Annotated in this window: 21 protein-coding genes; 8 read left to right on the forward strand and 13 right to left on the reverse strand. The window is 67.7% G+C overall.

The window, feature by feature from the left end; genetic code table 11:
• Positions 1-52 precede the first annotated feature (52 nt).
• The 4 genes from aroE to dinG all read left to right on the forward strand — a co-directional run bounded on the left by aroE (position 53) and on the right by dinG (position 3,935).
• The gene (gene aroE, locus JR065_RS05505) at positions 53-901 is read left to right on the forward strand and encodes a shikimate dehydrogenase (RefSeq protein WP_206232858.1); all 849 of its coding nucleotides are present in this window, start codon (positions 53-55) and stop codon (positions 899-901) included.
• A gap of 43 nt (positions 902-944) precedes the next feature.
• On the forward strand, positions 945-1,313 hold the full coding sequence (locus JR065_RS05510; protein ID WP_206232860.1) for a hypothetical protein: 369 nt from the start codon (positions 945-947) through the stop codon (positions 1,311-1,313).
• 54 nt (positions 1,314-1,367) lie between these two features.
• Entirely contained in the window at positions 1,368-1,721 is a 354-nt protein-coding gene (locus tag JR065_RS05515; protein ID WP_206232862.1) for a hypothetical protein, read from the forward strand.
• A gap of 114 nt (positions 1,722-1,835) precedes the next feature.
• Positions 1,836-3,935 carry an ATP-dependent DNA helicase DinG gene (gene dinG, locus JR065_RS05520; protein ID WP_206232864.1) on the forward strand — a complete coding sequence of 700 codons (2,100 nt, stop codon included), beginning with the start codon at positions 1,836-1,838 and terminating at the stop codon, positions 3,933-3,935.
• A 27-nt stretch (positions 3,936-3,962) separates the two neighbouring features.
• Here the strand turns inward: dinG and JR065_RS05525 are convergent, their stop codons facing one another.
• A complete protein-coding gene (locus tag JR065_RS05525) occupies positions 3,963-4,133 on the reverse strand; it encodes a hypothetical protein (protein ID WP_206232866.1) in 171 nt (56 codons plus the stop codon).
• 413 nt (positions 4,134-4,546) lie between these two features.
• Complete coding sequence (locus JR065_RS05530) at positions 4,547-5,758, reverse strand: MFS transporter (protein ID WP_241093408.1); 1,212 nt, start codon at positions 5,756-5,758, stop codon at positions 4,547-4,549.
• Positions 5,759-5,844: 86 nt separating this feature from the next.
• Here JR065_RS05530 and JR065_RS05535 point away from each other — a divergent pair, with 86 nt between their 5' ends.
• The 3 genes from JR065_RS05535 (at position 5,845) to JR065_RS05545 (ending at position 9,561) form a co-directional block, all read left to right on the forward strand.
• Complete coding sequence (locus JR065_RS05535; RefSeq protein ID WP_206232867.1) at positions 5,845-6,309, forward strand: winged helix-turn-helix transcriptional regulator; 465 nt, start codon at positions 5,845-5,847, stop codon at positions 6,307-6,309.
• Between the two features lie 1,186 nt (positions 6,310-7,495).
• Positions 7,496-9,073, forward strand: a complete 1,578-nt coding sequence (locus JR065_RS05540) for an SDR family NAD(P)-dependent oxidoreductase (protein ID WP_206232869.1) — start codon at positions 7,496-7,498, stop codon at positions 9,071-9,073.
• Between the two features lie 146 nt (positions 9,074-9,219).
• The gene (locus tag JR065_RS05545; RefSeq protein WP_206232871.1) at positions 9,220-9,561 is read left to right on the forward strand and encodes a TfoX/Sxy family protein; all 342 of its coding nucleotides are present in this window, start codon (positions 9,220-9,222) and stop codon (positions 9,559-9,561) included.
• Positions 9,562-9,817: 256 nt separating this feature from the next.
• Here the strand turns inward: JR065_RS05545 and JR065_RS05550 are convergent, their stop codons facing one another.
• The 8 genes from JR065_RS05550 to JR065_RS05585 all read right to left on the reverse strand — a co-directional run bounded on the left by JR065_RS05550 (position 9,818) and on the right by JR065_RS05585 (position 14,615).
• On the reverse strand, positions 9,818-10,285 hold the full coding sequence (locus JR065_RS05550) for a metallophosphoesterase family protein (protein ID WP_206232872.1): 468 nt from the start codon (positions 10,283-10,285) through the stop codon (positions 9,818-9,820).
• A 306-nt stretch (positions 10,286-10,591) separates the two neighbouring features.
• Positions 10,592-11,215, reverse strand: a complete 624-nt coding sequence (locus JR065_RS21685; protein ID WP_277420127.1) for a DUF3592 domain-containing protein — start codon at positions 11,213-11,215, stop codon at positions 10,592-10,594.
• 78 nt (positions 11,216-11,293) lie between these two features.
• Positions 11,294-11,689, reverse strand: a complete 396-nt coding sequence (locus JR065_RS05560) for a VOC family protein (RefSeq protein ID WP_206232874.1) — start codon at positions 11,687-11,689, stop codon at positions 11,294-11,296.
• 230 nt (positions 11,690-11,919) lie between these two features.
• Positions 11,920-12,150 carry a hypothetical protein gene (locus JR065_RS05565; protein ID WP_206232875.1) on the reverse strand — a complete coding sequence of 77 codons (231 nt, stop codon included), beginning with the start codon at positions 12,148-12,150 and terminating at the stop codon, positions 11,920-11,922.
• A 153-nt stretch (positions 12,151-12,303) separates the two neighbouring features.
• On the reverse strand, positions 12,304-12,645 hold the full coding sequence (locus tag JR065_RS05570; RefSeq protein ID WP_206232877.1) for a DUF6678 family protein: 342 nt from the start codon (positions 12,643-12,645) through the stop codon (positions 12,304-12,306).
• A gap of 232 nt (positions 12,646-12,877) precedes the next feature.
• Positions 12,878-13,144, reverse strand: a complete 267-nt coding sequence (locus JR065_RS05575; RefSeq protein ID WP_206232879.1) for a hypothetical protein — start codon at positions 13,142-13,144, stop codon at positions 12,878-12,880.
• Positions 13,145-13,400: 256 nt separating this feature from the next.
• Positions 13,401-14,039, reverse strand: a complete 639-nt coding sequence (locus JR065_RS05580; protein WP_206232881.1) for a DUF2625 domain-containing protein — start codon at positions 14,037-14,039, stop codon at positions 13,401-13,403.
• 225 nt (positions 14,040-14,264) lie between these two features.
• The gene (locus JR065_RS05585) at positions 14,265-14,615 is read right to left on the reverse strand and encodes a nuclear transport factor 2 family protein (RefSeq protein ID WP_206232882.1); all 351 of its coding nucleotides are present in this window, start codon (positions 14,613-14,615) and stop codon (positions 14,265-14,267) included.
• Positions 14,616-16,121: 1,506 nt separating this feature from the next.
• Here JR065_RS05585 and JR065_RS05590 point away from each other — a divergent pair.
• On the forward strand, positions 16,122-16,550 hold the full coding sequence (locus tag JR065_RS05590; protein WP_206232884.1) for a Dabb family protein: 429 nt from the start codon (positions 16,122-16,124) through the stop codon (positions 16,548-16,550).
• Between the two features lie 172 nt (positions 16,551-16,722).
• Here JR065_RS05590 and ilvD read toward each other — a convergent pair whose 3' ends face one another.
• The 3 genes from ilvD to JR065_RS05605 all read right to left on the reverse strand — a co-directional run bounded on the left by ilvD (position 16,723) and on the right by JR065_RS05605 (position 22,293).
• A complete protein-coding gene (ilvD, locus tag JR065_RS05595; RefSeq protein WP_206232885.1) occupies positions 16,723-18,561 on the reverse strand; it encodes a dihydroxy-acid dehydratase in 1,839 nt (612 codons plus the stop codon).
• Between the two features lie 545 nt (positions 18,562-19,106).
• Entirely contained in the window at positions 19,107-20,435 is a 1,329-nt protein-coding gene (locus JR065_RS05600) for a substrate-binding domain-containing protein (RefSeq protein ID WP_206232887.1), read from the reverse strand.
• Positions 20,436-20,964: 529 nt separating this feature from the next.
• A complete protein-coding gene (locus tag JR065_RS05605; protein WP_206232889.1) occupies positions 20,965-22,293 on the reverse strand; it encodes a substrate-binding domain-containing protein in 1,329 nt (442 codons plus the stop codon).
• Positions 22,294-22,384: the final 91 nt, after the last annotated feature.

Here is a 22,384-nt window from a genome sequence, read left to right on the forward strand (position 1 = left end):
GTCGGAGTCCTGGGGTGTCGCGACCAGTCTAGAACAACCTAAAGAGCGTTCCATGCCCACATCCCGTTATGCCGTGTTCGGCCATCCCGTCGCCCATTCGCTGTCGCCGCGCATCCACGCCGCGTTCGCCGCGCAGCGCGGCATCGCGCTGCAGTACGACGCGCTAGACGCCACGCGCGACGGGTTCGCCGCGGCCCTGGCCGGGTTCGCCGCGCAGGGCGGCGTCGGCGCCAACGTCACCTTGCCGCTGAAGGAAGCGGCGTTCGCGCTCAGCGCGCATACCAGCGAACGCGCGCAGCGCGCCGGTGCGGTCAACACGCTCAGCTACCGCGACGGCCACTGGCATGGCGACAACACCGACGGCACCGGCCTGGTGCGCGACCTCACCGGGCGCCGCAGCCTGGACCTGCGCGGCCGCCGCGCGCTGCTGCTCGGCGCCGGCGGTGCCGCGCGCGGCGTGGCCGCCGCGCTGCTCGATGCCGGCATCCGCGAACTGGTGATCGTCAACCGCTCGCCCGAACGCGCCGATGCGCTGGTCGACGTGCTGGGCGAACCCGGCCGCGCCTGGTCGCGCTACTGGGACGACCTGCGCGAGCAGGGCGACTTCGAACTGATCATCAACGCCACGGCGGCCGGCCGCGATCCGAACGCCGGCTTCGCGCTGCCGCTGTCGCTGGTCAACAGCCTGACCCTGGCGGTGGACCTGAACTACGGCGAGGTGGCGATCCCATTCCTGGCCTGGGCGCGCGCGGCGCAGTGCCGCGACACGGTGGACGGGCTGGGCATGCTGGTGGAACAGGCGGCCGAGAGCTTCGAACTGTGGCATGGCGTGCGCCCGGACACCGACCCGGTCTACGCCTCGCTGCGCGAGCGCGACGCGGTGCTGGTCAGCGCCGACTGATCCTGCGCCTTCTGCTTCCTTCCATGGCTAGACGGAGATTCCCTTGGACAATGGATTCGTGCTGCAGCTGTTGACCACGGTGGGCTTCCAGCTGCCGATCCTGATCGTGCTCGGCACCGGCCTGGTGCTGCTGGCCACGCGTCGCCCCGGCCGCGCACGCACGCTCGGGCTGTGGGGCTTGAGCCTGCTGCTGCTCGGTGGGCTGTGCGGCACGGTCACTTCGTTGCTGCCGATGTGGATCCTGTCGCAGGGCGGGACCTTCTCCAGCTACGCGGCCTGGTTCGGCATCCTGCAGGCGGTTTTCACCCTGCTGCACGCGGTGGCGATGCTGCTGGTGGTGCTGGCCTTGCGCCTGGCGCTGCCTGGGCACGCGGCGGCGGCGCCTGCGGCCGTGCGCCGGCCGGCACCGTGACGCAACGCCGCTGCCGCGCTCGGTTGCCGCGCGCCTGTTCCCAGGAGTACCGCCATGTCCGATGAGATCTCCTTCCAGCTGATGGCCTTCGCCTATCGCGCCCCGATGCTGGCCGCGGTGGTGGTCGGGTTGGTGCTGCTGCTCGGCGCCGCGCGCGGTCCGGGCAAGCCGCTCGGTCTGGCCGGCCTGGCCGCGATGCTGGTCAGCGAGCTGGTTGCCGCACTGGTGGTGTTCATGCAGATGGCGGGGGCATGGACCACCATCGGCTCGGTGCTGTCCATCCTCAACGGCCTGCTCACGGTGAGCAGCGCGGTGGGCCTGCTGCTGGTGCTGGTCGCACTGCGCCAGGCGCTGCAGGCCTCGCGCGCCGCCAGGCCGCCGGCGCCGCCGGCGCCGCCGCGACGCTAGCGCGCTGGGCGCGCGGTCGCTCCTTTGCGCCCCGGGCGTTCACCTTCCCGCAGCACGCGCGCGCCAGACCTGGGAAAATAGCCGGCCGAACACCGGCACGAGCAGACAGGCGGCATGGAGAAGGCAGCACCCACGCGGATATTGACGGACGAGCTGAAGGCCGGCATCCGCGACGCCTACACCAAGCTGCAGGCCAACACGCCCGGCTTCCTGGTGCGCCGCGCGCAGAGCCAGATGATCGGCGTGGTGTCGCGCGCGCTGGGCACCTCCGGCGGCATCGGCGTGGCCGAGGCGCCCACCGGCGTGGGCAAGAGCCTGGGCTATCTCACCGCCGGCGTGCCGATCGCGCTGGCGAGCAAGAAGAAGCTGGTGATCAGCACCGGCACCGTGGCGCTGCAGTCGCAGCTGGTGGAGCGCGACATCCCGGCCTTCCTCAAGGCCACCGGCATCGAGGCGACGGTGGCGCTGGCCAAGGGCCGCACCCGCTACCTGTGCGTGCGCAACGTCGCCGAGCTGCACGGCGAAGCGGCGCAGGACAGCATGTTCGAGGACGAGGCGCCGCTGTACGACCGCCCGCTGAGCCCGGCCGAGGCCGAGCAGGCGCGCAGCCTGGCCAAGGCCTACGCCGACAAGACCTGGAACGGCGACCTGGACACCGCGCCGGAGCCGATCCCCGCAGCGCTGCGCACGCGCATCACCACCAACGCCGCCGGCTGCGCCGGCCGCCGCTGCTCGTTCGCGGTGCAGTGCCCGGTGCTGAAGGCGCGCACCGACGTGCGCGAAGCGCAGATCGTGGTCACCAACCACGCGCTGCTGCTGTCGTCGCTGTCGTTGGGCGACAGCGACAACGGCCAGCCGCTGATCGCACCGCCCTCGGACATGCTGCTGGTCCTCGACGAGGGCCACCACATTGCCGGCGTGGCCATCGACCAGGGTGCGGCCAGCCTGGCGCTGGACGAGATGGCGCGGCGCAGCGGCCGCATGCAGACCCTGATCGCCGCCGCGTACCGGCTGGTGGACAAGGAGACGATCGGCAACCAGCTGCCGAACGAGGCCATCGAGCTGGCGGTGCAGGTGAGCAAGGGGCTGAAGGCGTTCCGCGCCGCGATCGAGCGCGCGTGGACGCCGGATCCGGCGCAGGAAGAACCGCTGTGGCGCGCGCCCAACGGCCGCCTGCCCGAGGATTGGATGCCGATGGTCGAAGCGCAGGCGCAGGACACCGCCGCGCTGCTCAACTGGGTGCAGGCCGCGCACCAGCTGGTGGCCAAGTCCAAGCAGGAGGATGCGGCGAAGGAGCGCCTGCAGCGCAACCTGGGCGTGGCGCTGGAGATGGTGGAGCAGCAGTACGCGCTGTGGTCGGGCTGGCGCCGCGAGGACAAGGACGGGCAGCCGCCGATGGCGCGCTGGATCACCCTGTTGCGCGATGCCGACCTGGTCTGCCATTGCTCGCCGATCTCCGCTGCGCAGGTGCTGCGTTCGCTGCTGTGGAACGAAGTGGACTCGGCGGTGCTGACCTCGGCCACGCTCACCGGCGGCGGCGATTTCCAGTCGCTGGCGATCGACAGCGGCCTGCCCGAACACGCCGAGATGGTGTCGCTGTCCTCGCCGTTCGACCTGCCCAACCAGGCCGAGCTGATCGTGCCGAAGTTCCCGGTGGCGCCGGACGACCGCGAAGGCCATCCGCGCGAAGTGGCGCGCTACCTGGTCAGGGAACTGGACTGGGGCAAGGGCTCGATCGTGCTGTTCACTTCGCGCTGGAAGATGCTCAAGGTGGCCGACCTGCTGCCGATCGCGCAACGCAACCGCGTGCTGGTGCAGGGCGAAGGCTCCAAGTCGCAGATGATCGGCGAGCACATGCGCCGCATCGGCGCCGGCGAAGGCTCGGTGCTGTTCGGCCTGAACTCGTTCGGCGAAGGCCTGGACCTGCCCGGCGAAGCCTGCACCACGGTGGTCATCACCCAGGTGCCGTTCGCGGTGCCGACCGACCCGCAGACCTCCACCCTGAGCGAATGGTTCGAAAGCCGCGGCCTCAACGCGTTCAACCTGATCGCCGTGCCGCACGCGCTGCGCACGCTGACCCAGTTCGCCGGCCGCCTGATCCGCACCTCCAGCGACCACGGCCGCGTGATCATCCTCGACTCGCGCCTGCTCACCAAGCGCTACGGCAAGCGCATCATCGACGCGCTGCCGCCGTTCAAGCGGGTGATCGGGTAGGCGACGCCGCGCCGTCGCGCATGCGGCTCAACCGGCCGCGCTGAAGGTCTGGCCGGTTCCGCCCATGCGATGTTCTTCCAGCGCCTTGGCCAGCGACGGGTAGGCGGTCTGCATGCTGTCCCGGAGCATGGCCATCTCCTGGCGGATGGCCCTGGCGCGCTCCTGCTTCTGCCCGGTGCTGAGTGCAGCGTCGGCCATGGTCTTCTGCAGCTCCTGCGACTTCCGTGCGATCTGTTCCTTGAGCCGCTCGATGGTTTGCTTCAGCTGGCGGGGCGCCGGCGGGTCGTTGTTCCCGCTGCTCGCCGCGCGCCGTTCTTCGCGGTGCCGGCCGCGCGGTGCCGGCGGACTTCAGCGCGGCGTACACGTTGAGCGTGGAGGCGGCGGCGACGCTGGCCGTGGCGGCCTTCCTTGTTGGGTGGCGTCGGTAGCGACGGGCCGTCGCGATACTTGAGCGATCGAGCGTCCGGCCGATGTCGCCCCGCGAGGCGGCAGGACGCACGCCGCCGAAGACGCGACAACCTCTCGTCGTATCGCCTCGGCTGCGCTCTACGCGACGACGTCTGCGCACCGGCCAGCACATGGCAAGGCGCAGTTCGCTGCGCCGCATGCCGTTACCTCGCGGCGTCCGCCGGCATCCAGCGCAGCGTCGCCGCCCAGAACGCGAGCGCCGCGGCGCTCACCGCGGCGCCCAGCGCGCACACGCCGCTCCAACCAGCGTGCGCATAGACGGTGGTGGATGCGAGCGCGCCAAGGCCGCTGCCCACGGCGTAGAACAGCATGTAGCCGGCCACGCGGCGGCTGTGCGCCTGCGCGTCGGCGCGGAAGATCAGGCTCTGGTTGGCGACGTGGATGGCCTGGCCGGCCATGTCCAGCACAATGATGCCGATCACCAATGCGGCCAGCGAGCGCATGCCGAGCGCCAGCGGCAGCCACGCGGTCAGCAGCAGGACCAGCATGATCGCGCTGCTGCGCTGCGCCCAGCCACGGTCGGCCCAGTGCCCGGCGCGTGCGGCGGCCAGCGCGCCGATCACGCCCACCAGGCCGAATGCGCCGATCGCGGTGTGCGAGTACCGATAGGGTGGGGCGCTCAGCGGCAGCACCAGCGCCGTCCAGAAGATCGAGAAGCTGGCGAACATCAGCAGCGCGATGATGCCGCGGATCTGCAGCACGCGTTCGCGCGCCAGCAGCGTCGCCATCGAGCCGAGCAGGGCCAGATAGCTGGGCGGCCGGTGCGGGGCCGGCAGCGGCGGTAAGGCCCGGCGCAGCCACAACAGCAGCGCGAGCATCGCCAGCGCCGACACCACGTAGACCCCGCGCCAGCCGCCGACGTCGGCGATGGCGCCGGCCAGCACCCGTGCCAGCAGCAGGCCGATCACCACGCCGCCCTGCGCAGCGCCGACCACACGGCCGCGCTCGGCCGGCGCCGCGCTGGATGCGGCATAGGCGATCAGGCCTTGGGTCATGGCCGTGCCGAGCAGGCCGACCGCCAGCATGCCGGCCAGCAGCGGCACGATCGACGGCGCCATGGCCACCGCCAGCAACGCGGCCACCAGCGCGACGGCCTGCCACAGCATCAGCGGACGCCGCGCGTAACGGTCGCCCAGCGGCACCAGCAGCAGCAACGCCAGCGCGCAGCCGGCCTGTGTCGCGGCGATCACCCCGCCGGCGAGCGCCTGGCCGATGCCGAACTCGGCCGCCAGCGCATCGAGCAGCGGTTGCGCGAAATACACGTTGGCCACGCTGGTGCCGCTGGCGCAGGCGAACAGCGCGACCTGGGCGCGGGTCAGGTTCGGCGAGGCGCTCGCCATGCTGTTGCTGTTCATTGCGATCCAGTTGCGATTCGAAACCAGATGCAGGTTGGGCAAGTTGGTTTTAAAATGCAACCGGTTCGTGATCCGGAGATGCAAGAATGGCCACAGCTCGCGGCGAGACGGCGCAGCCCTGTCCGGTGGCGCGGTCGGTCGAAATGATCGGCGAGCGCTGGGCGCTGTTGATCGTGCGCGACGCCTTCGATGGCGTGCGCCGGTTCGGCGACTTCCAGCGCAGCCTTGGCGTGGCGCGCAACATCCTCTCTGACCGCCTGCGGCGCCTGCTGGAGGCGCAGATCCTGGAACTGCAGCCGGCCGCGGACGGCAGCGCCTACCAGGAGTATGCGCTGACCGACAAGGGCGAACAGCTGTTCCCGCTGGTCGTCGCGCTGCGGCAGTGGGGCGAGCGCCACCTGTTCGCACCGGGCGAAGCGCATTCGCGCCTGCTCGATCGCCGCAGCGGCAAGCCGGTGCCGGCGATGGCGCCGCGCGACAGCGCCGGCCGCGTGCTCAAGCCCCGGCATACGCTGGTGCGAAAGGTGGAGGCGCCTGCGGCTGACGATTGAGCGTCGCCGCCACGTGCCATAGCGGGTGGGCGGGTGGCGCGCCGCCGTGGCGGCAGCCGCACTTCGGCATGCGATGCGGTGGTGCGACGTTTGCTGCGGTGGATGCGCTGGCCCTGGTCCGGGCCATCCGTCCGGACTAGCAGCGCTTCCTTCTCCCCTCGGGAGAAGGTGCCCCGCAGAGGCGGATGAGAGTACGGGCCACCCGTGCAGCGATTACGTGCGCTGCGCGCCCGACCCTCACCCCGACCCCTCTCCCGGTGGGAGAGGGGCTAGCGGCTTCCTTCTCCCCTCGGGAGAAGGTGCCCCGCAGGGGCGGATGAGAGTACGGGCCACCCGTGCAGCGATTACGTGCGCTGCGCGCCCGACCCTCACCCCAACCCCTCTCCCGGTGGGAGAGGGGCTAGCGGCTTCCTTCTCCCCTCGGGAGAAGGTGCCCCGCAGGGGCGGATGAGGGTACGGGCCACCGGTGCAGCGATTACGTGCGCTGCGCGCCCGACCCTCACCCCAACCCCTCTCCCGGTGGGAGAGGGGCTAGCGGCTTCCTTCTCCCCTCGGGAGAAGGTGCCCCGCAGGGGCGGATGAGGGTAAGGGCCACCCGTGCAACGACTGCGCGCGCTGCGCGCCCGACCCTCACCCCGACCCCTCTCCCGGGAGGAGAGGGGCCAGCAGCGCTTCCTTCTCCCCTCGGGAGAAGGTGCCCCACAGGGGCGGATGAGGGTAAGGGCAGCCAGTGCAACGATTGCGCGCGCTGCGCGCCGACCCTCACCCCGACCCCTCTCCCGGTGGGAGAGGGGCTAGCGGCTTCCTTCTCCCCTCGGGAGAAGGTGCCCCGCAGAGGCGGATGAGGGTACGGGCCACCCGTGCAACGACTGCGCGCGCTACGCGCCCGACCCTCACCCCAACCCCTCTCCCGGTGGGAGAGGGGCTAGCGGTGCCGGTACCGGCGAAGTCCCCGACTGCGGTGCGCAGCGCAGTCGGGGCGCGGTACGGGCGGCATGGCGCCCAGGCCCCCGGATCGGCGAAAATGGGCGCTCGGCCGCCGCCAGCGGCCCGTTGCCACGTTCGTCCAGGCCCTGCCCACATCCGTCCACGGCGGCTGGCGCGGGCGCCGCAACGCCTGCATCGCCATCCGACGGCCGCCCGTCGCTCTTGCCACGGCTCGCCGCCGCAAACCACGGATTTTCCCTTGAACGCTACCGCCCCGCTTCCCGCCGACGACCTGCCCTTGACCGAACGCCTGCGCGTGGCGCTGGACCTGCTCGAAGCCATCGACGCCGACCGCAGCGTGCTCGAAGCGCTGCCCGAGGCCGATCGCGTCCGCCTGCACCAGGTGGTGGCCAAGGTCTACCACCCCGAGCCGAAGGCGCGCCGGCAGAAGCTCAAGCAGCAGGCGCGCGAGCGGCACCAGGAGAAGGTGCGCAAGGCCGAGGCGCTGCTCGAACAGACCGGCATCCGCGCGCTGCGGCGCAAGCCGGTGTTCAGCACGCCCAACTACTTCCCGCCGCATGCGCCGGGACTGCACGACGCCAGCAACGGCGCGGCCGAGCAGGTCGAAGCGGCGCATTCGCCCGAGCTGCGTCACTGCTACGTGTGCAAGCAGAAGTTCACCCAGCTGCACCATTTCTACGACCAGATGTGCCCGTCCTGCGCACAGCTGAACTACTTCAAGCGCACCGAGACCGCCGACCTGCGCGGGCGCGTGGCGCTGCTGACCGGCGGCCGGGTCAAGATCGGCTACCAGGCCGGCCTGAAGCTGCTGCGCGCCGGCGCCGAGCTGATCGTGACCACGCGCTTCCCGCGCGATTCGGCGGCGCGCTATGCGCAGGAGCCGGATTTCGCCGAATGGGGCCACCGCCTGCAGGTGTTCGGCCTGGACCTGCGCCACACGCCCAGCGTCGAGGCGTTCTGCAGCCAATTGCTGGCCACGCGCGAGCGGCTGGACTTCATCGTCAACAACGCCTGCCAGACCGTGCGCCGCCCGCCGCAGTTCTACGCGCACATGATGGCCGGCGAGACCGCGGCGTTGCACGAACTGCCCGAGCACGTGCGCCGGCTGGTCGGCCACTACGAAGGCCTGCGCAGCCCGGAGCTGCTGCCGGCGGCCTCGGCGACCACGCTGCCGGCAGGCCAGGGCCACGGCCTGAGCGGTGCCGACGGGCTGACCCGCGCCGCCGAGCTGTCGCAGGTGCCGCTGCTGGCCGACGAACTGCTCGGCCAGCAGCATCTGTTCCCCGAAGGCCGGCTGGACCAGGACCTGCAACAGGTGGACCTGCGCGGACGCAACTCCTGGCGCCTGCTGATGGCCGAGGTGCCGTCGGTGGAACTGCTGGAGACGCAACTGGTCAACGCGATCGCGCCGTTCATCATCAACGCGCGGCTCAAGCCGCTGATGCTGCGCACGCCCGAACGCGACAAGCACATCGTCAACGTCTCGGCGATGGAAGGGCAGTTCTACCGCAACTTCAAGACCACCCGGCACCCGCATACCAACATGGCCAAGGCCGCGCTGAACATGATGACGCGCACCTCGGCGGCGGACTACCAGAACGACGGCATCCACATGAACAGCGTCGACACCGGCTGGGTGACCGACGAGGATCCGGCCGAGATCGCCGCGCGCAAGGTGCAGGAAGAGCGCTTCCATCCGCCGCTGGACATCGTCGACGGCGCCGCGCGCATCGTCGATCCGATCATCCACGGCTTCAACACCGGCGAGCACGTGTGGGGCCAGTTCCTGAAGGACTACGCGCCAACGGATTGGTGAAGCTGGCGGCGAACATCGGCGCTGGCGTGATGCGCCGGTGTCGGCGGCCGTGCAGGTTCCGTGCGCACGGCATTGGAAGCGACTTTGCGCGCTGCAGGTGCGAGCGCAGAATCCCGCACCAGTCCCCTTGAACCGAGAACGACGACATGGCCACCGATGCCGGCTATCTGGATTACGTAGTGGAACAGGCAGGGCTCGGCGCTGCGTTGACCCACAAGAAGATGTTCGGCGAGTACGCGCTGTACCTGGACGGCAAGGTGGTGGCCTTCGTCTGCGACAACCAGTTGTTCGTCAAGCCGACCGCGGTCGGGCGCGCGTTGCTCGACGAGGTGGTCGAGCAGGCGCCGTATCCCGGCGGCAAGCCGCACCTGTTGATCGACGAAGGCCTGGATGACCGCGCATTGCTGCAGCGCTTGCTGCGCGCCACCGCGCAGGCCCTGCCGGCGCCGAAGCCGGCGAAGAAACCCGCCAAGCCGCGCAGCGCCTGATCCGGCGAAGTCGCCGCCGCGCAGCATCGCCCCGGGCTCGCGCTGGGGCCGGCAGCGCTGCGCGACGACACGCGTGGTTGGGACCGGACGTTGCTGGCCACGGCTGCCGCAATGGCAGCTTCCACCGAGTGCTGCGCCATGCGGCGACCAAGGCCGGTAGGCGCCACCTGCCTGGCGCGGCGGAGAACGGGTGCTGGTGCCCGCGATCCGGCCCGGCCATCGGCAGCCCACGCATGCTCGGCCATCCGCGCGCCGCTCAGGCCAGCTCGCGCAGCTCGGCGCGGATGCCGTCCTCGTCCAGGTGCAGATAGCCGACGCTGATCGGCAGGCGGAAGCGGCGCGGTCCGGCGCTGCCCGGGTTCACGCACAGCACGCCGTGGCGGGTCTGCACCCGCGGCGCATGCGAATGCCCGCTGACCACCACGTCCACTGCCGCCGCGGTCGGCGACCAGGCCTTGAGGTCGTGCAGCACATGGATGCGGATGCCTGCGATCGTCACGTCCAGCTCGTCGGGCAGCGCCGCTGCCCACGGTGCGGTGTCGATGTTGCCGCGGATGGCATGCAGCGGCGCCACCTCGCGCAAGGCCTCCAGGATCTCGGGCTTGCCGACGTCGCCGGCGTGCACGATCGCAGCGCAGCCGTGCATCGCGGCCAGCGCCTGCGGCCGCAGCAGGCCGTGGGTGTCGGAGATCAGGCCGATCCGCAATGGCGCGGCTGGACGCATCGGTGCTCGTTCGCAAGGCGTGGCGCGCCAGCCTAACCTGGCGCGCGTCAAGGCTGTCGCAGAGCATGGCCGCTGGCCGCGACGGCGCGGAAAACGCAGGATCGGCGATGTACGCACGATCGCTTGTCCGGACGCGGCGCAGGTGCCAATCCGGCGGCGCCGTGGCAGTAGCTGGCCCGTCGCGCCAGGACAGGCGCAGCTTGATCCAGCCGCTACTGCCCGCCAGTACGGCCGCGGTCAGGCTGCTGCCGCCTGCGGTCCGATACCGAAAGCGACTTCAGCGACCGGGCGCCGGGTAGTGGCCGCTCATGCGTTCTGGGTGCTTGACTGCACCGCACCGCGACCGCGCGGACGCAGGGCTTCCGTCAGGCCGAGAAGGACAAACACCAGGCCCATGGCACCCACCATCCCGGGCGTGCCCCACAGCGCGCCCCGGTCATCGACGAGGGCGCTGCCGGCCGGCCACTCGGGCAGGTAGCGCACCCGCACCGGTTGACCCGGCCGATAGCCGGAGATGAAGCCGCCCTGGGGATAGGAAATTCTTTCGCCACGGCTGGTGGTGAAGGCGATCTCAGGGTGGGACCCACCGGCATTCAAACGGGTGACGATGCCATCGGCGATCTGTGCGTGGGCAAGGAATTCGCGCCGGTCGAGGACGATATGGACGGCAATGCCCAGCAGGCCGATGCCGACCAGGGCAAAAAGCAGGCCCAGCAGCCTTTGTCCGATGGAGGGCGAAGCGTGGTTGGCCATGTTCTGTCTAGGCTCGTCCATGAAATTAAGGAAGTCAGGATACCAAGAAGCCTCGCGATGCCGTCCCCAGGAGATGCTGGGCCGTCCTGTGATCCGGATGGAGAACGGCAGCTTGGCCGGACGCACGATAGCGGCAGTGCGATGCGCTCGCGCGCATCCGCCAAGGCGATCGTGCAAGCGAACGACAGCCGCCGCTGTCCCATCCGGTCCGCCGGCAACCTGCACGGCGTCGCGTGGGCCTGCGATCTGCCGACGTCAGGGCACCGTGTTGACGGCCTCGACGTGGTGCCCGTCGGGATCGACGACGAAGGCGGCGTAGTAGTCGTCGCCGTAGTCCGGGCGCAGCCCGGGAGCGCCGTTGTCCTTGCCGCCATTGCGCAATGCCGCGTCGTGGAACGCGTCGACGGCGGCGCGGTTGGCCGCAGCGAAGGCGAGATGGAACCCGGGACCCGGCGCGCGCGCGTTGGCGCCTCTGAGCTTGATCGCCAGCTTGTCGCCGCCGCCGGGCAGGCCATAGCCGACGGCCTGGTCGTCGTCTCCCGGACAAATGTCCTCCCACACGCGAACGTATCCGAGCGCGCCAAGCGCCGCGTCGTAGAAGCGCGCCGCGCGCTCGATGTCGGAAACGCCGAGGGAAAGGTGGTGAAGCATAGGCAGAGGTCTCTGATGGGCTCGGAGGTCGGGAGAACCGGCCGAACCGCGTGTGGTGGATGGATTGCCGGCGTGGAGGCGACGCAAGGCCGATGGCACACGAGCCGTTGTACGTTCGCGTCGGCCGACGCGTGGCGCGCGCAGGCGAGTTGCGTAGGATAACCGCCGGCGATCATGTCGCCCATGGCAATCCACGTTACGACCGCCTGCGACGAATGGCTGCAACCGGATCAGCGGTCGGGCCGGTCGTCGGTGCCCAGGGCGTCGGTGTCCGAATCCGGCTTGGCGGGCGTCGGCTTTCGTTTGAAGTGGCCGCTGTCGTACAGGTAGCCGAGCGCCACGCAAAGGGCGATCCCGATAGTGATGCGACCGAAGAATGCGCCTATGGCGGCGCCATACACGAAGCCCAGCAGCACGCCTTTGTGCGCAGCGAGGGAACCGAAGTGCTTGTCGCTGCTCATGGTGCCTCCTCGAAGCCCGGCGTTGACGTGAGCGGTTGCGCAGCAGCGTCGCTGGCGCTGGCGATCGTGCCGCCGCTGCGCTGGGAATCTACCGCTTGACGTTCCGCGGACGCAAGTCGCTCCAATCCGCCAGATTCTCCACTGCGCGGAGGACTACTCCGCGTCTGGATAGATGCGCACGATGCTCGTAGTGGCCTCGACCACGAAGCGGAAGCCGGCCAGGCTATCCAGAAGTTCGGCCGATACGTCGATCCGCGCATCCGGCACCCGGCGGCCCCGGTGCACGCTGCGGGTCATGTCGAACTCCACCCATTCGATTTCGGCACCCGGAACCGGCCCGAGATGCTCGGGTTCGAGGTAGCCGGGCACCGGCGCGATGAGCCGACCCCAATCGCAGGGCGCATCGCCAAGCACCTTCTTTACGCGCGCCGCGACCTTGTACCGAGAGGCAAGCACGGCGGTGGCCTGGCACCAGGTTGTTTCGCTGGATCTCATGCGTCTGCCCTAGATGCGTGCCGCGGCGGCATCCTGCCACCCGGGAGTGCTGTCGCGCTCCCAATGCCGAAAGACGGCACACGTATCTGCAGGAGCGTCCGGCAGACCCGCGTGTAGGCCAAAGACGGTCCAAAGCGAGCGGAGGAAGCCATGCGTGCGCTGCTGTGCACCCGCCTTCCCACAACCCGAACTCCGACCAAGCCCAAGCCAACCCGGCTCGGCTCTCGCGGACCTAGGTGGATGCACCACCTGGTCCGCCCTTGCCCCGCAAGCGCTTGGCGGCGTTGATCAGTTGGAACATGCGAATCATCTGGAAGGCTATGAATGCGACTATCGCCACGACAATGGCGAGCACCCCTGCGGGCGGAATCGGAACCCCGATCAGCACCGACAGGACGATGCAAATTCCCGCCGTCGCCCCGACGAACAGGATGGACCTGCCCTTGGCGCGCATCTGGCGCAACAGGGTGTCCATCTCCTTGGATTGGTTCTGCTCCATCCGGCCCTTCTTTCAGGTCTTCATTTTTCGATGAGTGTAACCGACCGAAGCGAACCGACATGGCTCGAGCCGTCAGCCAACCGTGGCCCGTATCCAGCCGATGAGCGCCAGGGCGGGCAACAGGGCCAGCAATGCGATTCCCACCGCTATCCTGCCGCGCAGATGCTTCCTCTCTGCGAAGCCGAGCGCCAGGGCAGCCAGGCCAAGAATGAGGCCCGCCCACGACACTGGCGAAGAAGCCCAGCCTGCCGCCTCATCAGGCTTGGCCGCCCAATTCCATGTTGAAGGCGTATTGCTCCGCCACGCCGATCAGCCTGCGGGAGCTCGACTCAACGGAGCCTTCCTCGGTCGAAAGAAACGGAAAGAAGTTGAAGCACTGGCTTCCATCGGCCTGGCTCACGTCGGCTTCCCACCCGGACCAGCGCATGCCTTCGTAGAACGCATCGAGCCGCTCGCTCAGCGCCCAGCACAGGAAGTCGGTATATCCGATATCCAACGCTTCCCACCGCAGCGTGTCGGGGGCGAAGTAGTACATCGAACCCAGGTCGCTTCCCAGGGCGCCACCGTTCATCGAGAAGAAGCCGCCCACCACATCGTCGGCCACCAGCAGGTGGCCGGAAGACCGGCCGGCGTTCCATTCGACGAGGTTGCGCGGCAGCCTTGGATGGCCCGAGCCCAGGATGCGCAGCCAGCCGTGGTCGAGCAGCAGGCCGCCGGTCTCGTAGGCGATGGCGCCCATGGGGGACCGGGTCGTGACCTGAAGGCCGAGCAGGACCTCGCCCTTCTGTGCCGAAGGAGCGAGGACCTCGACCGGCCTGCTGGCTTCGGCAAGCCATTGCCTTACCAGCGGCATCGCCGGGTCGTCGCCATCCAGCAGTTCTTCGAGAGTTCGCATGTAGACCTGTTGCCTGGAACCTGGCCGGCCCGCGGAGCGGATTCGGCCCGGTCGAATCGTGGGCGGTGGCCATGGCGGCCGCCGCGTAGCCAAAGAACGATGCGGCCGGGTAAAGAAGCCACCCGGCCACGAAGCCTGTACGAGGTGCCAAGGATACCTGCAGCCTCGCCGTGGCGGTTGCGGTGCGGGTTGCAGCCCGTCAGGCCGCAGGCACGTCCCGGAGGATCACTTCAACTCCACCACATAGGCATTGAGCTCAGCCATCAGGCCGTCCTCGAAGCGCCACACGTCGCAATACGAATACGTGGCGTCTCGTCCGTCTTCACCCTTGAGCGTGATCTCGCCGATGGCGGCGAGCAGTTGGCCTTCGGCGATCATCCGGTGGACGTTGAACACTGGCGGCTCCTTGTATGTCTCCGCCATCCACTGGCGCAAGGCTTCCTTGCCCTCTATGGTCCTGTCGCCGATGAAGTTCCAGACCGTATCTTCGGTGCAGTGGCGCAGGAAGCCTTCGAAGTCGCCTTGGGAGATGGCCTCATTGGCCATCTCCAGCGTCTGTTTGTGCGATATGGACATCAAAAGCCTCCTCTTCTATCTGACAGCCATAGTGGCCAGCCAGGTGCCGTCAACGCATCATGGGCGGCTTCTACGAGGAGACGCCGAGTCATGATGAGTCGATTCGCCGACTGGTAACCGTATTGCTACGATCTCAAAGCCGCGGAGCGCTGGCATCTGCAACCTAACGCTTGAGTTAAGCTGGCCCGCCCTGGCCAGCGATCAGATTAGAACCGCCACGATGCGGGCTCGGCTTGAACGAATTGTTAGGTCATCCTTGGCGAGCATTACTGGAGAATGGCTATGTCCCCAAAGACGGACTCCGAAGTCAAGAACCGTGCATGTCCCGTGCGTTGGTTGGCGGCATAAGTCGCCGGCAAACATTGGCGGACGTACAAGGTTCGAGAATCTAACCTAATGGCCGCGCCGACATCAACGCAGTCCAGGCCTCGCCCGGAGCGACTAGAAGACATGCTGGATATTTCCGCGGAGCGCAGATGGTCGTGGCCGAAAGTAAGTGTTAGAGCCGAGCCTATTGAAAAACAAACAAACGCATATGAGAAAAAGGCCGCTATAGGAGTCAACAGAACCCGCTGCAGTGTCTGGTTCGGCCTGCCATATAGCGACGATCGGCGGGGTGCCGAAAGACGCGTGGTCACGAAGCGAGCAAAATACCACGCGATTAGCATTGCTGGGAATGCTGCCAGAATTATCCATAGCCGAGATGGAACATAAAGCCCCCCCAACATCGATAAGATGCCTACTACAGCCATTGCTGCGAAGCCAACAGATACTGCAGCGATCTTCATAGCTACGCCTGAATTGAGCGAGCTGCGCCGTGAAGCGGTGTCGGCTCGAATGAATTTTTAGGCCGCGTCACGCGCGACCCAAACGACTACAGCAAGCATCACCAAGGCTATGGCGCCGAGCCAACGTGGATCAAGGGCAATGGTCCTTCCGCGCGAGTCGGGGACAGTCCCTTGCTCTAGGCTGGCAATGATCTCACTCAGAGCCTCGTCCTGTTCTTTCCGATACCCAAGATATTTGACCCGGATGTCAGCGTCGTGCAGGTAGAACACGACGTGCGGAGGCAGCTGCACATCCGGAAATGTTGAGTGCCGCCAGTCAGTAAACCGTCGAGCAGCCGCGGACCAACTGTCTACGTCCTCGCGGGAAACGGGAGAGGATTGCTGCAGTCTCCGGAGCTCTTGGGCAATCTCTCTGAGTTGTGACGGATTTGCCATGAGTGACCCGACGCCTGAGTTAAGCCGACCCGCGAACGGGTTCGGCTTGAATGAATTGTTAGGTGCCAAGGTCAGCGTCCTTGCCGCAACGACAAGAGTACCCGGAGCAATCAATACAGCGAAAGCTACGGCGGCGCCCCGTACTAGCGGGTTGGGAAACAGAGGTCAGAGTCAACTTTCTTGCCATTGTATGAGGAGGGCGGCCCTGGCCCCTGTTTCGTTGTCCGACAATACCGCCCTATACTCGCAGGCCCGCAGGCTTATGAACTGAAGGACGTAGATCATGACCGATCGCTCGCGCCGAGATGTCATCGTTGCAGCCACCGCTCTGGCTGTCGGCGTTGTCGCCACCGGCGCCCGCGCGGCCACTCCCATGTCCGCCGGCAAGGCATCGTTCCCGCCGGTCGTGCACCACGTGTTCTTCTGGCTGAAGAATCCGAATTCCAAGGAGGATCTCGCCAAACTGCTCGCCGGATTACGAACGTTGGCGGGCATCGACAGCGTGCGAGGCATCCACATCGGCGTGCCGGCGGATACCGAGCAGCGCGGCGTCGTCGACGGCAGCTACAGCGCGTCGGAAATCCTGTTCTTTGACGATGTGGCCGGACAGAACGCCTATCAGGTTCATCCCATTCACAAGCAGTTCGTCGCCGACTGCGAGCACCTATGGCAGCGCGTGGTCGTGTATGACGTCAAGGCCGTCGCGCCGTAACTCGTTTGCTCCAAAGGCATGTACATAGTTCGCCGAATTCGCGAGATGCCTCTAGTTCCTTTCCTTGGCATTGGCGGGGAGAGGCACCGGCCGTAGCCGGATGCGTTTCCGGCGACGGACACTGTCGGGGCTGAAGCTCTCCTACATGCATTGCGGCGCGCGACGGAGCGCCTCAGCCGTCCAGCATCGCCTTGTCGCGCACCGCGCCCTTGTCCGCGCTCGTGGCCAGCAGCGCGTACGCCTTGAGTGCGGTGGTGACCTTGCGTGGACGCACTTCGACCGGCTTCCAGCCTTGCGCGTCCTGCGCGGCGCGGCGTGCGGCCAGTTCGGCGTCGTCGACCAGCAGGTTGATGCTGCGGTTGGGGATGTCGATCAGGATCCGGTCGCCGTCGCGGACCAGGCCGATTGCGCCGCCGGCGGCCGCTTCCGGCGAGGCATGGCCGATCGACAGGCCGGAGGTGCCGCCGGAGAAGCGGCCGTCGGTGAGCAGCGCGCACTGCTTGCCCAGGCCCTTGGATTTGAGATACGAGGTCGGATACAGCATCTCCTGCATGCCGGGGCCGCCCTTGGGGCCTTCGTAGCGGATCACCACCACGTCGCCGGCCTTCACTTCGTCGGCGAGGATGCCCTTGACCGCCGAATCCTGGCTCTCGAACACCTTGGCGTTGCCTTCGAACACGTGGATCGACTCGTCCACGCCGGCGGTCTTGACCACGCAGCCGTCGAGGGCGATGTTGCCGTACAGCACGGCCAGCCCGCCTTCCTGCGAGTAGGCGTGTTCGACGTCGCGGATGCAGCCGGCGGCGCGGTCGGCGTCCAGTGTCGGCCAGCGCGTGGCCTGGCTGAAGGCGACCTGGGTGGGGATGCCGGCCGGGCCGGCCTTGTAGAAGGTGTGCACGGCGTCGTCGTCGGTCCGGGTGATGTCCCACTGCGCGATCGCATCGTCGAGCGTGCGGCTGTGCACGGTGGGCTGGCCGGTATGCAGCAGGCCGCCGCGCGCCAGTTCGCCGAGGATGGAGAGAATGCCGCCGGCGCGGTGCACGTCCTCGATGTGGTACTTCTGGATGTTCGGCGCGACCTTGCACAGCTGCGGCACGTGCCGCGACAGGCGGTCGATGTCGCGCAGGGTGAACGGCACCTCGCCTTCCTGCGCGGCGGCGAGCAGGTGCAGGATGGTGTTGGTCGAGCCGCCCATCGCGATGTCCAGGGTCATCGCGTTCTCGAATGCTTCGAAGGTGGCGATGCCGCGCGGCAGCGCGGTCGGGTCTTCGGCGCCGTACCAGCGGTGGCACAGTTCCACCGCAGTGCGTCCGGCCCTCAGGAACAGCTGTTCGCGGTCGGCGTGGGTGGCCAGCACGGTGCCGTTGCCCGGCAGCGCCAGGCCCAGCGCCTCGGTCAGGCAGTTCATCGAGTTGGCGGTGAACATGCCCGAGCAGCTGCCGCAGGTGGGGCAGGCGCTGCGTTCGAACGCGGCCACTTTCTCGTCGGAGGCGCTGTCGTCGGCGGCGATCACCATCGCGTCGATCAGGTCCAGGTTGTGGTCGGCGAGCTTGGTCTTGCCCGCTTCCATCGGCCCGCCGGACACGAACACGGTGGGGATGTTGAGCCGCAGCGCGGCCATCAGCATGCCGGGGGTGATCTTGTCGCAGTTGGAGATGCACACCAGCGCATCGGCGCAGTGCGCGTTGACCATGTACTCCACCGAGTCGGCGATGATCTCGCGGCTGGGCAGCGAGTACAGCATGCCGTCGTGGCCCATGGCGATGCCGTCGTCCACGGCGATGGTGTCGAACTCCTTGGCCACGCCGCCGACGCGTTCGATCTCGCGCGCGACCAGCTGGCCCAGATCCTTCAGGTGCACGTGCCCGGGCACGAACTGGGTGAACGAGTTGGCGATGGCGATGATCGGTTTGTGGAAATCGGCATCCTGCATGCCGGTGGCGCGCCACAGCGCGCGCGCGCCGGCCATGTTGCGGCCGTGGGTGGAGGTCTTGGAGCGATAGTCGGGCATGGGAGTGGCGATATGCGGGCGGAAGGCTGGCCTGGCGCAGCCGCTAGAAACGTTGCCGTTGCAACCGTCTTGCGGCGTTTTTTTGCCTGGCCCATCACGTTAGCACGACGCCGCAGTGCACGCTGTCCGGCGCCTTGTTCGGGCGGTTCATGAGCTGCGCGTGTCGTCCCGGAAACGCCACTGCACGATCGTGCTGCTGGCCAACAACCACCTCCAGCACGCAACAGGGGTGCTTCGGCTCGGGGGTGCCCGCCAACGACGTGCTTGGCATGCGCAAGCACGTGGACCAGAACACCTGCAGGCGAAGGGCAACATTGGCGCGGTGCAAACGTTCTTCGGGATGCGCCTTTCGAGCTACCGGCCGCCGGCGTAGTGTTCGGACACGACTTCGGCCATCCTCCCGCGACGCGCGAGGACGCCACACACACCGATGCTGGCGTCGCCGCGGCGCGCCAGCTGGTCGCGATGCCGATCCGTGGCGCAAAAAAACCGGCGGGCATCGCTGCCCACCGGTCGGGTGCCATCCTGGCGTGAAGCGCGAAGCGTTACTGCACGCAGTTGGTGATCGTCGACTGCACCGAGGTACGGAACGTGGCCACGCCGTCCAGATAGGCGAAGCCGTTCGGCAGCACCGGGCGCGTGGTGGTGTTGTAGAACTGGCCGTACAGGTCCTTCAGCGCCTGGATATGCGCAGCGCTGCCGTTGCCGTTGGTGTAGCCGGCCAGGTAGGTGATCGCGGCGATCGGGTACGCGTTGGCGATCGCGGCCGTGGGGTTGACCAGGCGCACGCAGTTCTTGATCGCGGTCGAGCCGCTGCCCGGGACCGGGTTGTGGGTGGCGCCGTCGAGCACGCGGCCGGTCAGCAGCCCGGTGACGGGAATGCTGATCGGGGTGGGCGCGCCGGACGAGTTCTTGCCGAACAGCGCCGGGTCGAAGCCGTTGACCGTGGCGTAGTCGGCCGCTTGGGCGATGACTTCGCCGATGTCGGCGTAACCCAACGCATCGGCGTTGGCGGTGCTCAGTACCGCCGCGACCACGCCGGCGTTGCCGCTGGCACCGACGCCGCGCGTGCCATAGACGGCGCTCGCGCCGCCCGGCAGGGCAGCCGTGAAGCTCTGGTTCGGGGTGAAGACGAAGCCGGACGGGACGTTGGCGGTGCCGTTGCAGCGCGCGGCCAGGAAGCTGGTGAAGGCGAAGCTGGTGCCGCTGCCGTCGGTGCGGTAGACGATCTTGATCGGGCCGGTGGAGCCGGTCACGCCCGGGATCGACGACCAGTTGCTGACCAGGCCGGAGTAGACCCGGCAGATCTGCGCGGTGGTCAGCGCGACGTTGTCGACCGAATCGTTGTGCGGCAGGGCGATGGCGCCGGCGATGGTCGGGATCTGCACCAGGCCCACGCGCGCTGCGGCATTGGCGCCGGTCAGGAAGGCGTTGTAGTCGTTGGTGCTCAGCGGCGAGTCGGTACCGATGAAGTCCGGGGTGTTGGTGGCGCTGGTCGGGGCGCTGAAGCCCACCGGCGTGGCGCTGAAGTCGCGGCAGCTCTGGTTGGCGATCGCGCCGTTGAGCGCGGTCTTGCCCAGGCCGCTGCCGGTCTGGCAGTACGACACGTTGTTGGTGGTGTTGGTCTTGTAGGTGCCGAACACCGAGCCGGCGGCGATGCCGGAGACGGTGAAGCCGGTGCCGGGGGTGTTGCCGGCGTTGGTGGACAGGCGCGCGTCCGGGTTGGGGGTCAGGTAGCCGGTGCCGACGTACGGCTGCGCCGGGAAGGTGGCGCCGCCGCCGTACAGGTTCTCGGCCGCCATGGCCGAACCGCTGGACAGGGCCGCGACCGCCACGGCGATCGCGCTGAAACGGGAAAGTTTGAGGTTGAGCACTTGCTTATCTCCTTGGTGAGAAAACGACGGATGGATATCCGGGGGATTTCTTGACCTGTAGCGTGCTTGCGCCCGAGGGGGTGGCGCAGGAGAAAGGTTGCGCTCGATTAGTGATATTGCGGAGACACTCGTGGGAACTTTTCTTTACCTGTGATGTGATGTTGAAAACAGAGTATTTATATTCGTCAGTGTAATAAAGCGTGCACGTGGAAATAACGTTTAAATGAAGGAGGAGATTGTCGCAATGATATTGTCTACATAATGAACCATTGTTATAAATTTAGGGCCTGACTCAGTCATGGATATGGATGCCGCCGCCCTAGTGTCACGGCCCGGGATGGCGCGAGCGTTCGGCATGGATCGCCAAAACTGTGCCACGCACAGCGAATCGACGGCACCTCGGAATCGGCGGGCTGCTTGGGCATCGCGTCACATGGATGTTTGGATGTGTAGAGAGATATCTATACGCATACGCAAAAGCATCGGACGGGCTTGCGGCCCCGCCCGATGTGCAGTTGGTACTTGAGTTTTACTGAACGCAGTTGGTGATCGTCGACTGCACCGAGACGCGGAACGTGGTCACGCCGTCCAGGTAGGCGAAGCCGTTCGGCAGCACCGGGCGCGTGGTGGTGTTGTAGAACTGGCCGTACAGGTCCTTCAGCGCCTGGATGTGCGCAGCGCTGCCGTTGCCGTTGACGTAGCCGGACAGGTAGGTGATCGCGGCGATCGGATACGCGTTGGCGATCGCGGCCGAGGGGTTGACCAGGCGCACGCAGTTCTTGATCGCGGTCGAGCCGCTGCCCGGGACGGGGTTGTGGGTGGCGCCGTCGAGCACGCGGCCGATCAGCAGCCCGGTGACGGGGATGATGATCGGGGTGGGCGCGCCGGAGGAGTTCCTGCCGAACAGCGCCGGGTCAAAGCCGTTGACCGTGGCGTAGTCGGCGGCCTGGGCGATGACTTCGCCGATGCCCGCATAGCCCAGCGCATCGGCGTTGGCGGTGCTCAGCACCGCCGCAACCACGCCGGCATCGCCGCTGGCACCGACCGCGCGCGTGCCGTAGATGCCGCTCACACCGCCTGGCAGCGCCGCGTTGAAGCTCTGCTGCGGGGTGAAGACGAAGCCGGACGGGACGTTGGCGGTGCCGTTGCAGCGCGCGGCCAGGAAGCTGGTGAAGGCGAAGCTGGTGCCGCTGCCATCGGTGCGGTAGACGGTCTTGATCGGCCCGGTGGAACCGGTCACGCCGGGGATCTGCGACCAGTTGCTGACCAGGCCGGAGTAGATCTGGCAGACCTGCGCGGTGGTCAGCGCGACGTTGTCGACGGAATCGTTGTGCGGCAGGGCGATGGCGCCGGCGATGGTCGGGATCTGCACCAGGCCCACGCGCGCTGCGGCGTTGGCGCCGGTCAGGAAGGCGTTGTAGTCGTTGGTGCTCAGCGGCGAGTCGGTACCGATGAAGTCCGGGGTGTTGGTGGCGCTGGTCGGGGCGCTGAAGCCCACCGGCGTGGCGCTGAAGTCGCGGCAGCTCTGGTTGGCGATCGCGCCGTTGAGCGCGGTCTTGCCCAGGCCGCTGCCGGTCTGGCAGTACGACACGTTGTTGGTGGTGTTGGTCTTGTAGGTGCCGAACACCGAGCCGGCGGCGATGCCGGAGACGGTGAAGCCGGTGCCGGGGGTGTTGCCGGCGTTGGTGGACAGGCGCGCGTCCGGGTAGGGGGTCAGGTAGCCGGTGCCGACGTACGGCTGCGCCGGGAAGGTGGCGCCGCCGCCGTACAGGTTCTCGGCCGCCATGGCCGAACCGCTGGACAGGGCCGCGACCGCCACGGCGATCGCGCTGAAACGGGAAAGTTTGAGGTTGAGCACTTGCTTATCTCCTTGGTGAGAAAACGACGGATGGATATCCGGGGATTTCTTGACCTGTAGCGTGCTTGCGCCCGAGGGGGGCGCAGGAGAA

Origin of the sequence: Xanthomonas sp. (genome assembly GCF_017163755.1) — a bacterium.
Taxonomy (GTDB): Bacteria; Pseudomonadota; Gammaproteobacteria; order Xanthomonadales; family Xanthomonadaceae; genus Xanthomonas_A.

Bases quoted from the DNA above. Each gene is read 5' to 3' on its own strand.
- JR065_RS05525 (WP_206232866.1), bottom strand. From the start codon at position 4,133: ATGGCCGACGCTGCACTCAGCACCGGGCAGAAGCAGGAGCGCGCCAGG.
- JR065_RS05535 (WP_206232867.1), top strand. From the start codon at position 5,845: ATGGCCACAGCTCGCGGCGAGACGGCGCAGCCCTGTCCGGTGGCGCGG.
- JR065_RS05565 (WP_206232875.1), bottom strand. From the start codon at position 12,150: ATGAGCAGCGACAAGCACTTCGGTTCCCTCGCTGCGCACAAAGGCGTG.
- JR065_RS05580 (WP_206232881.1), bottom strand. From the start codon at position 14,039: ATGCGAACTCTCGAAGAACTGCTGGATGGCGACGACCCGGCGATGCCG.
- JR065_RS05545 (WP_206232871.1), top strand. From the start codon at position 9,220: ATGGCCACCGATGCCGGCTATCTGGATTACGTAGTGGAACAGGCAGGG.
- JR065_RS05515 (WP_206232862.1), top strand. From the start codon at position 1,368: ATGTCCGATGAGATCTCCTTCCAGCTGATGGCCTTCGCCTATCGCGCC.
- JR065_RS05530 (WP_241093408.1), bottom strand. From the start codon at position 5,758: ATGAACAGCAACAGCATGGCGAGCGCCTCGCCGAACCTGACCCGCGCC.
- aroE (WP_206232858.1), top strand. From the start codon at position 53: ATGCCCACATCCCGTTATGCCGTGTTCGGCCATCCCGTCGCCCATTCG.
- JR065_RS05585 (WP_206232882.1), bottom strand. From the start codon at position 14,615: ATGTCCATATCGCACAAACAGACGCTGGAGATGGCCAATGAGGCCATC.
- ilvD (WP_206232885.1), bottom strand. From the start codon at position 18,561: ATGCCCGACTATCGCTCCAAGACCTCCACCCACGGCCGCAACATGGCC.
- dinG (WP_206232864.1), top strand. From the start codon at position 1,836: ATGGAGAAGGCAGCACCCACGCGGATATTGACGGACGAGCTGAAGGCC.
- JR065_RS05550 (WP_206232872.1), bottom strand. From the start codon at position 10,285: ATGCGTCCAGCCGCGCCATTGCGGATCGGCCTGATCTCCGACACCCAC.
- JR065_RS05575 (WP_206232879.1), bottom strand. From the start codon at position 13,144: ATGGAGCAGAACCAATCCAAGGAGATGGACACCCTGTTGCGCCAGATG.
- JR065_RS05590 (WP_206232884.1), top strand. From the start codon at position 16,122: ATGACCGATCGCTCGCGCCGAGATGTCATCGTTGCAGCCACCGCTCTG.
- JR065_RS05570 (WP_206232877.1), bottom strand. From the start codon at position 12,645: ATGAGATCCAGCGAAACAACCTGGTGCCAGGCCACCGCCGTGCTTGCC.
- JR065_RS05560 (WP_206232874.1), bottom strand. From the start codon at position 11,689: ATGCTTCACCACCTTTCCCTCGGCGTTTCCGACATCGAGCGCGCGGCG.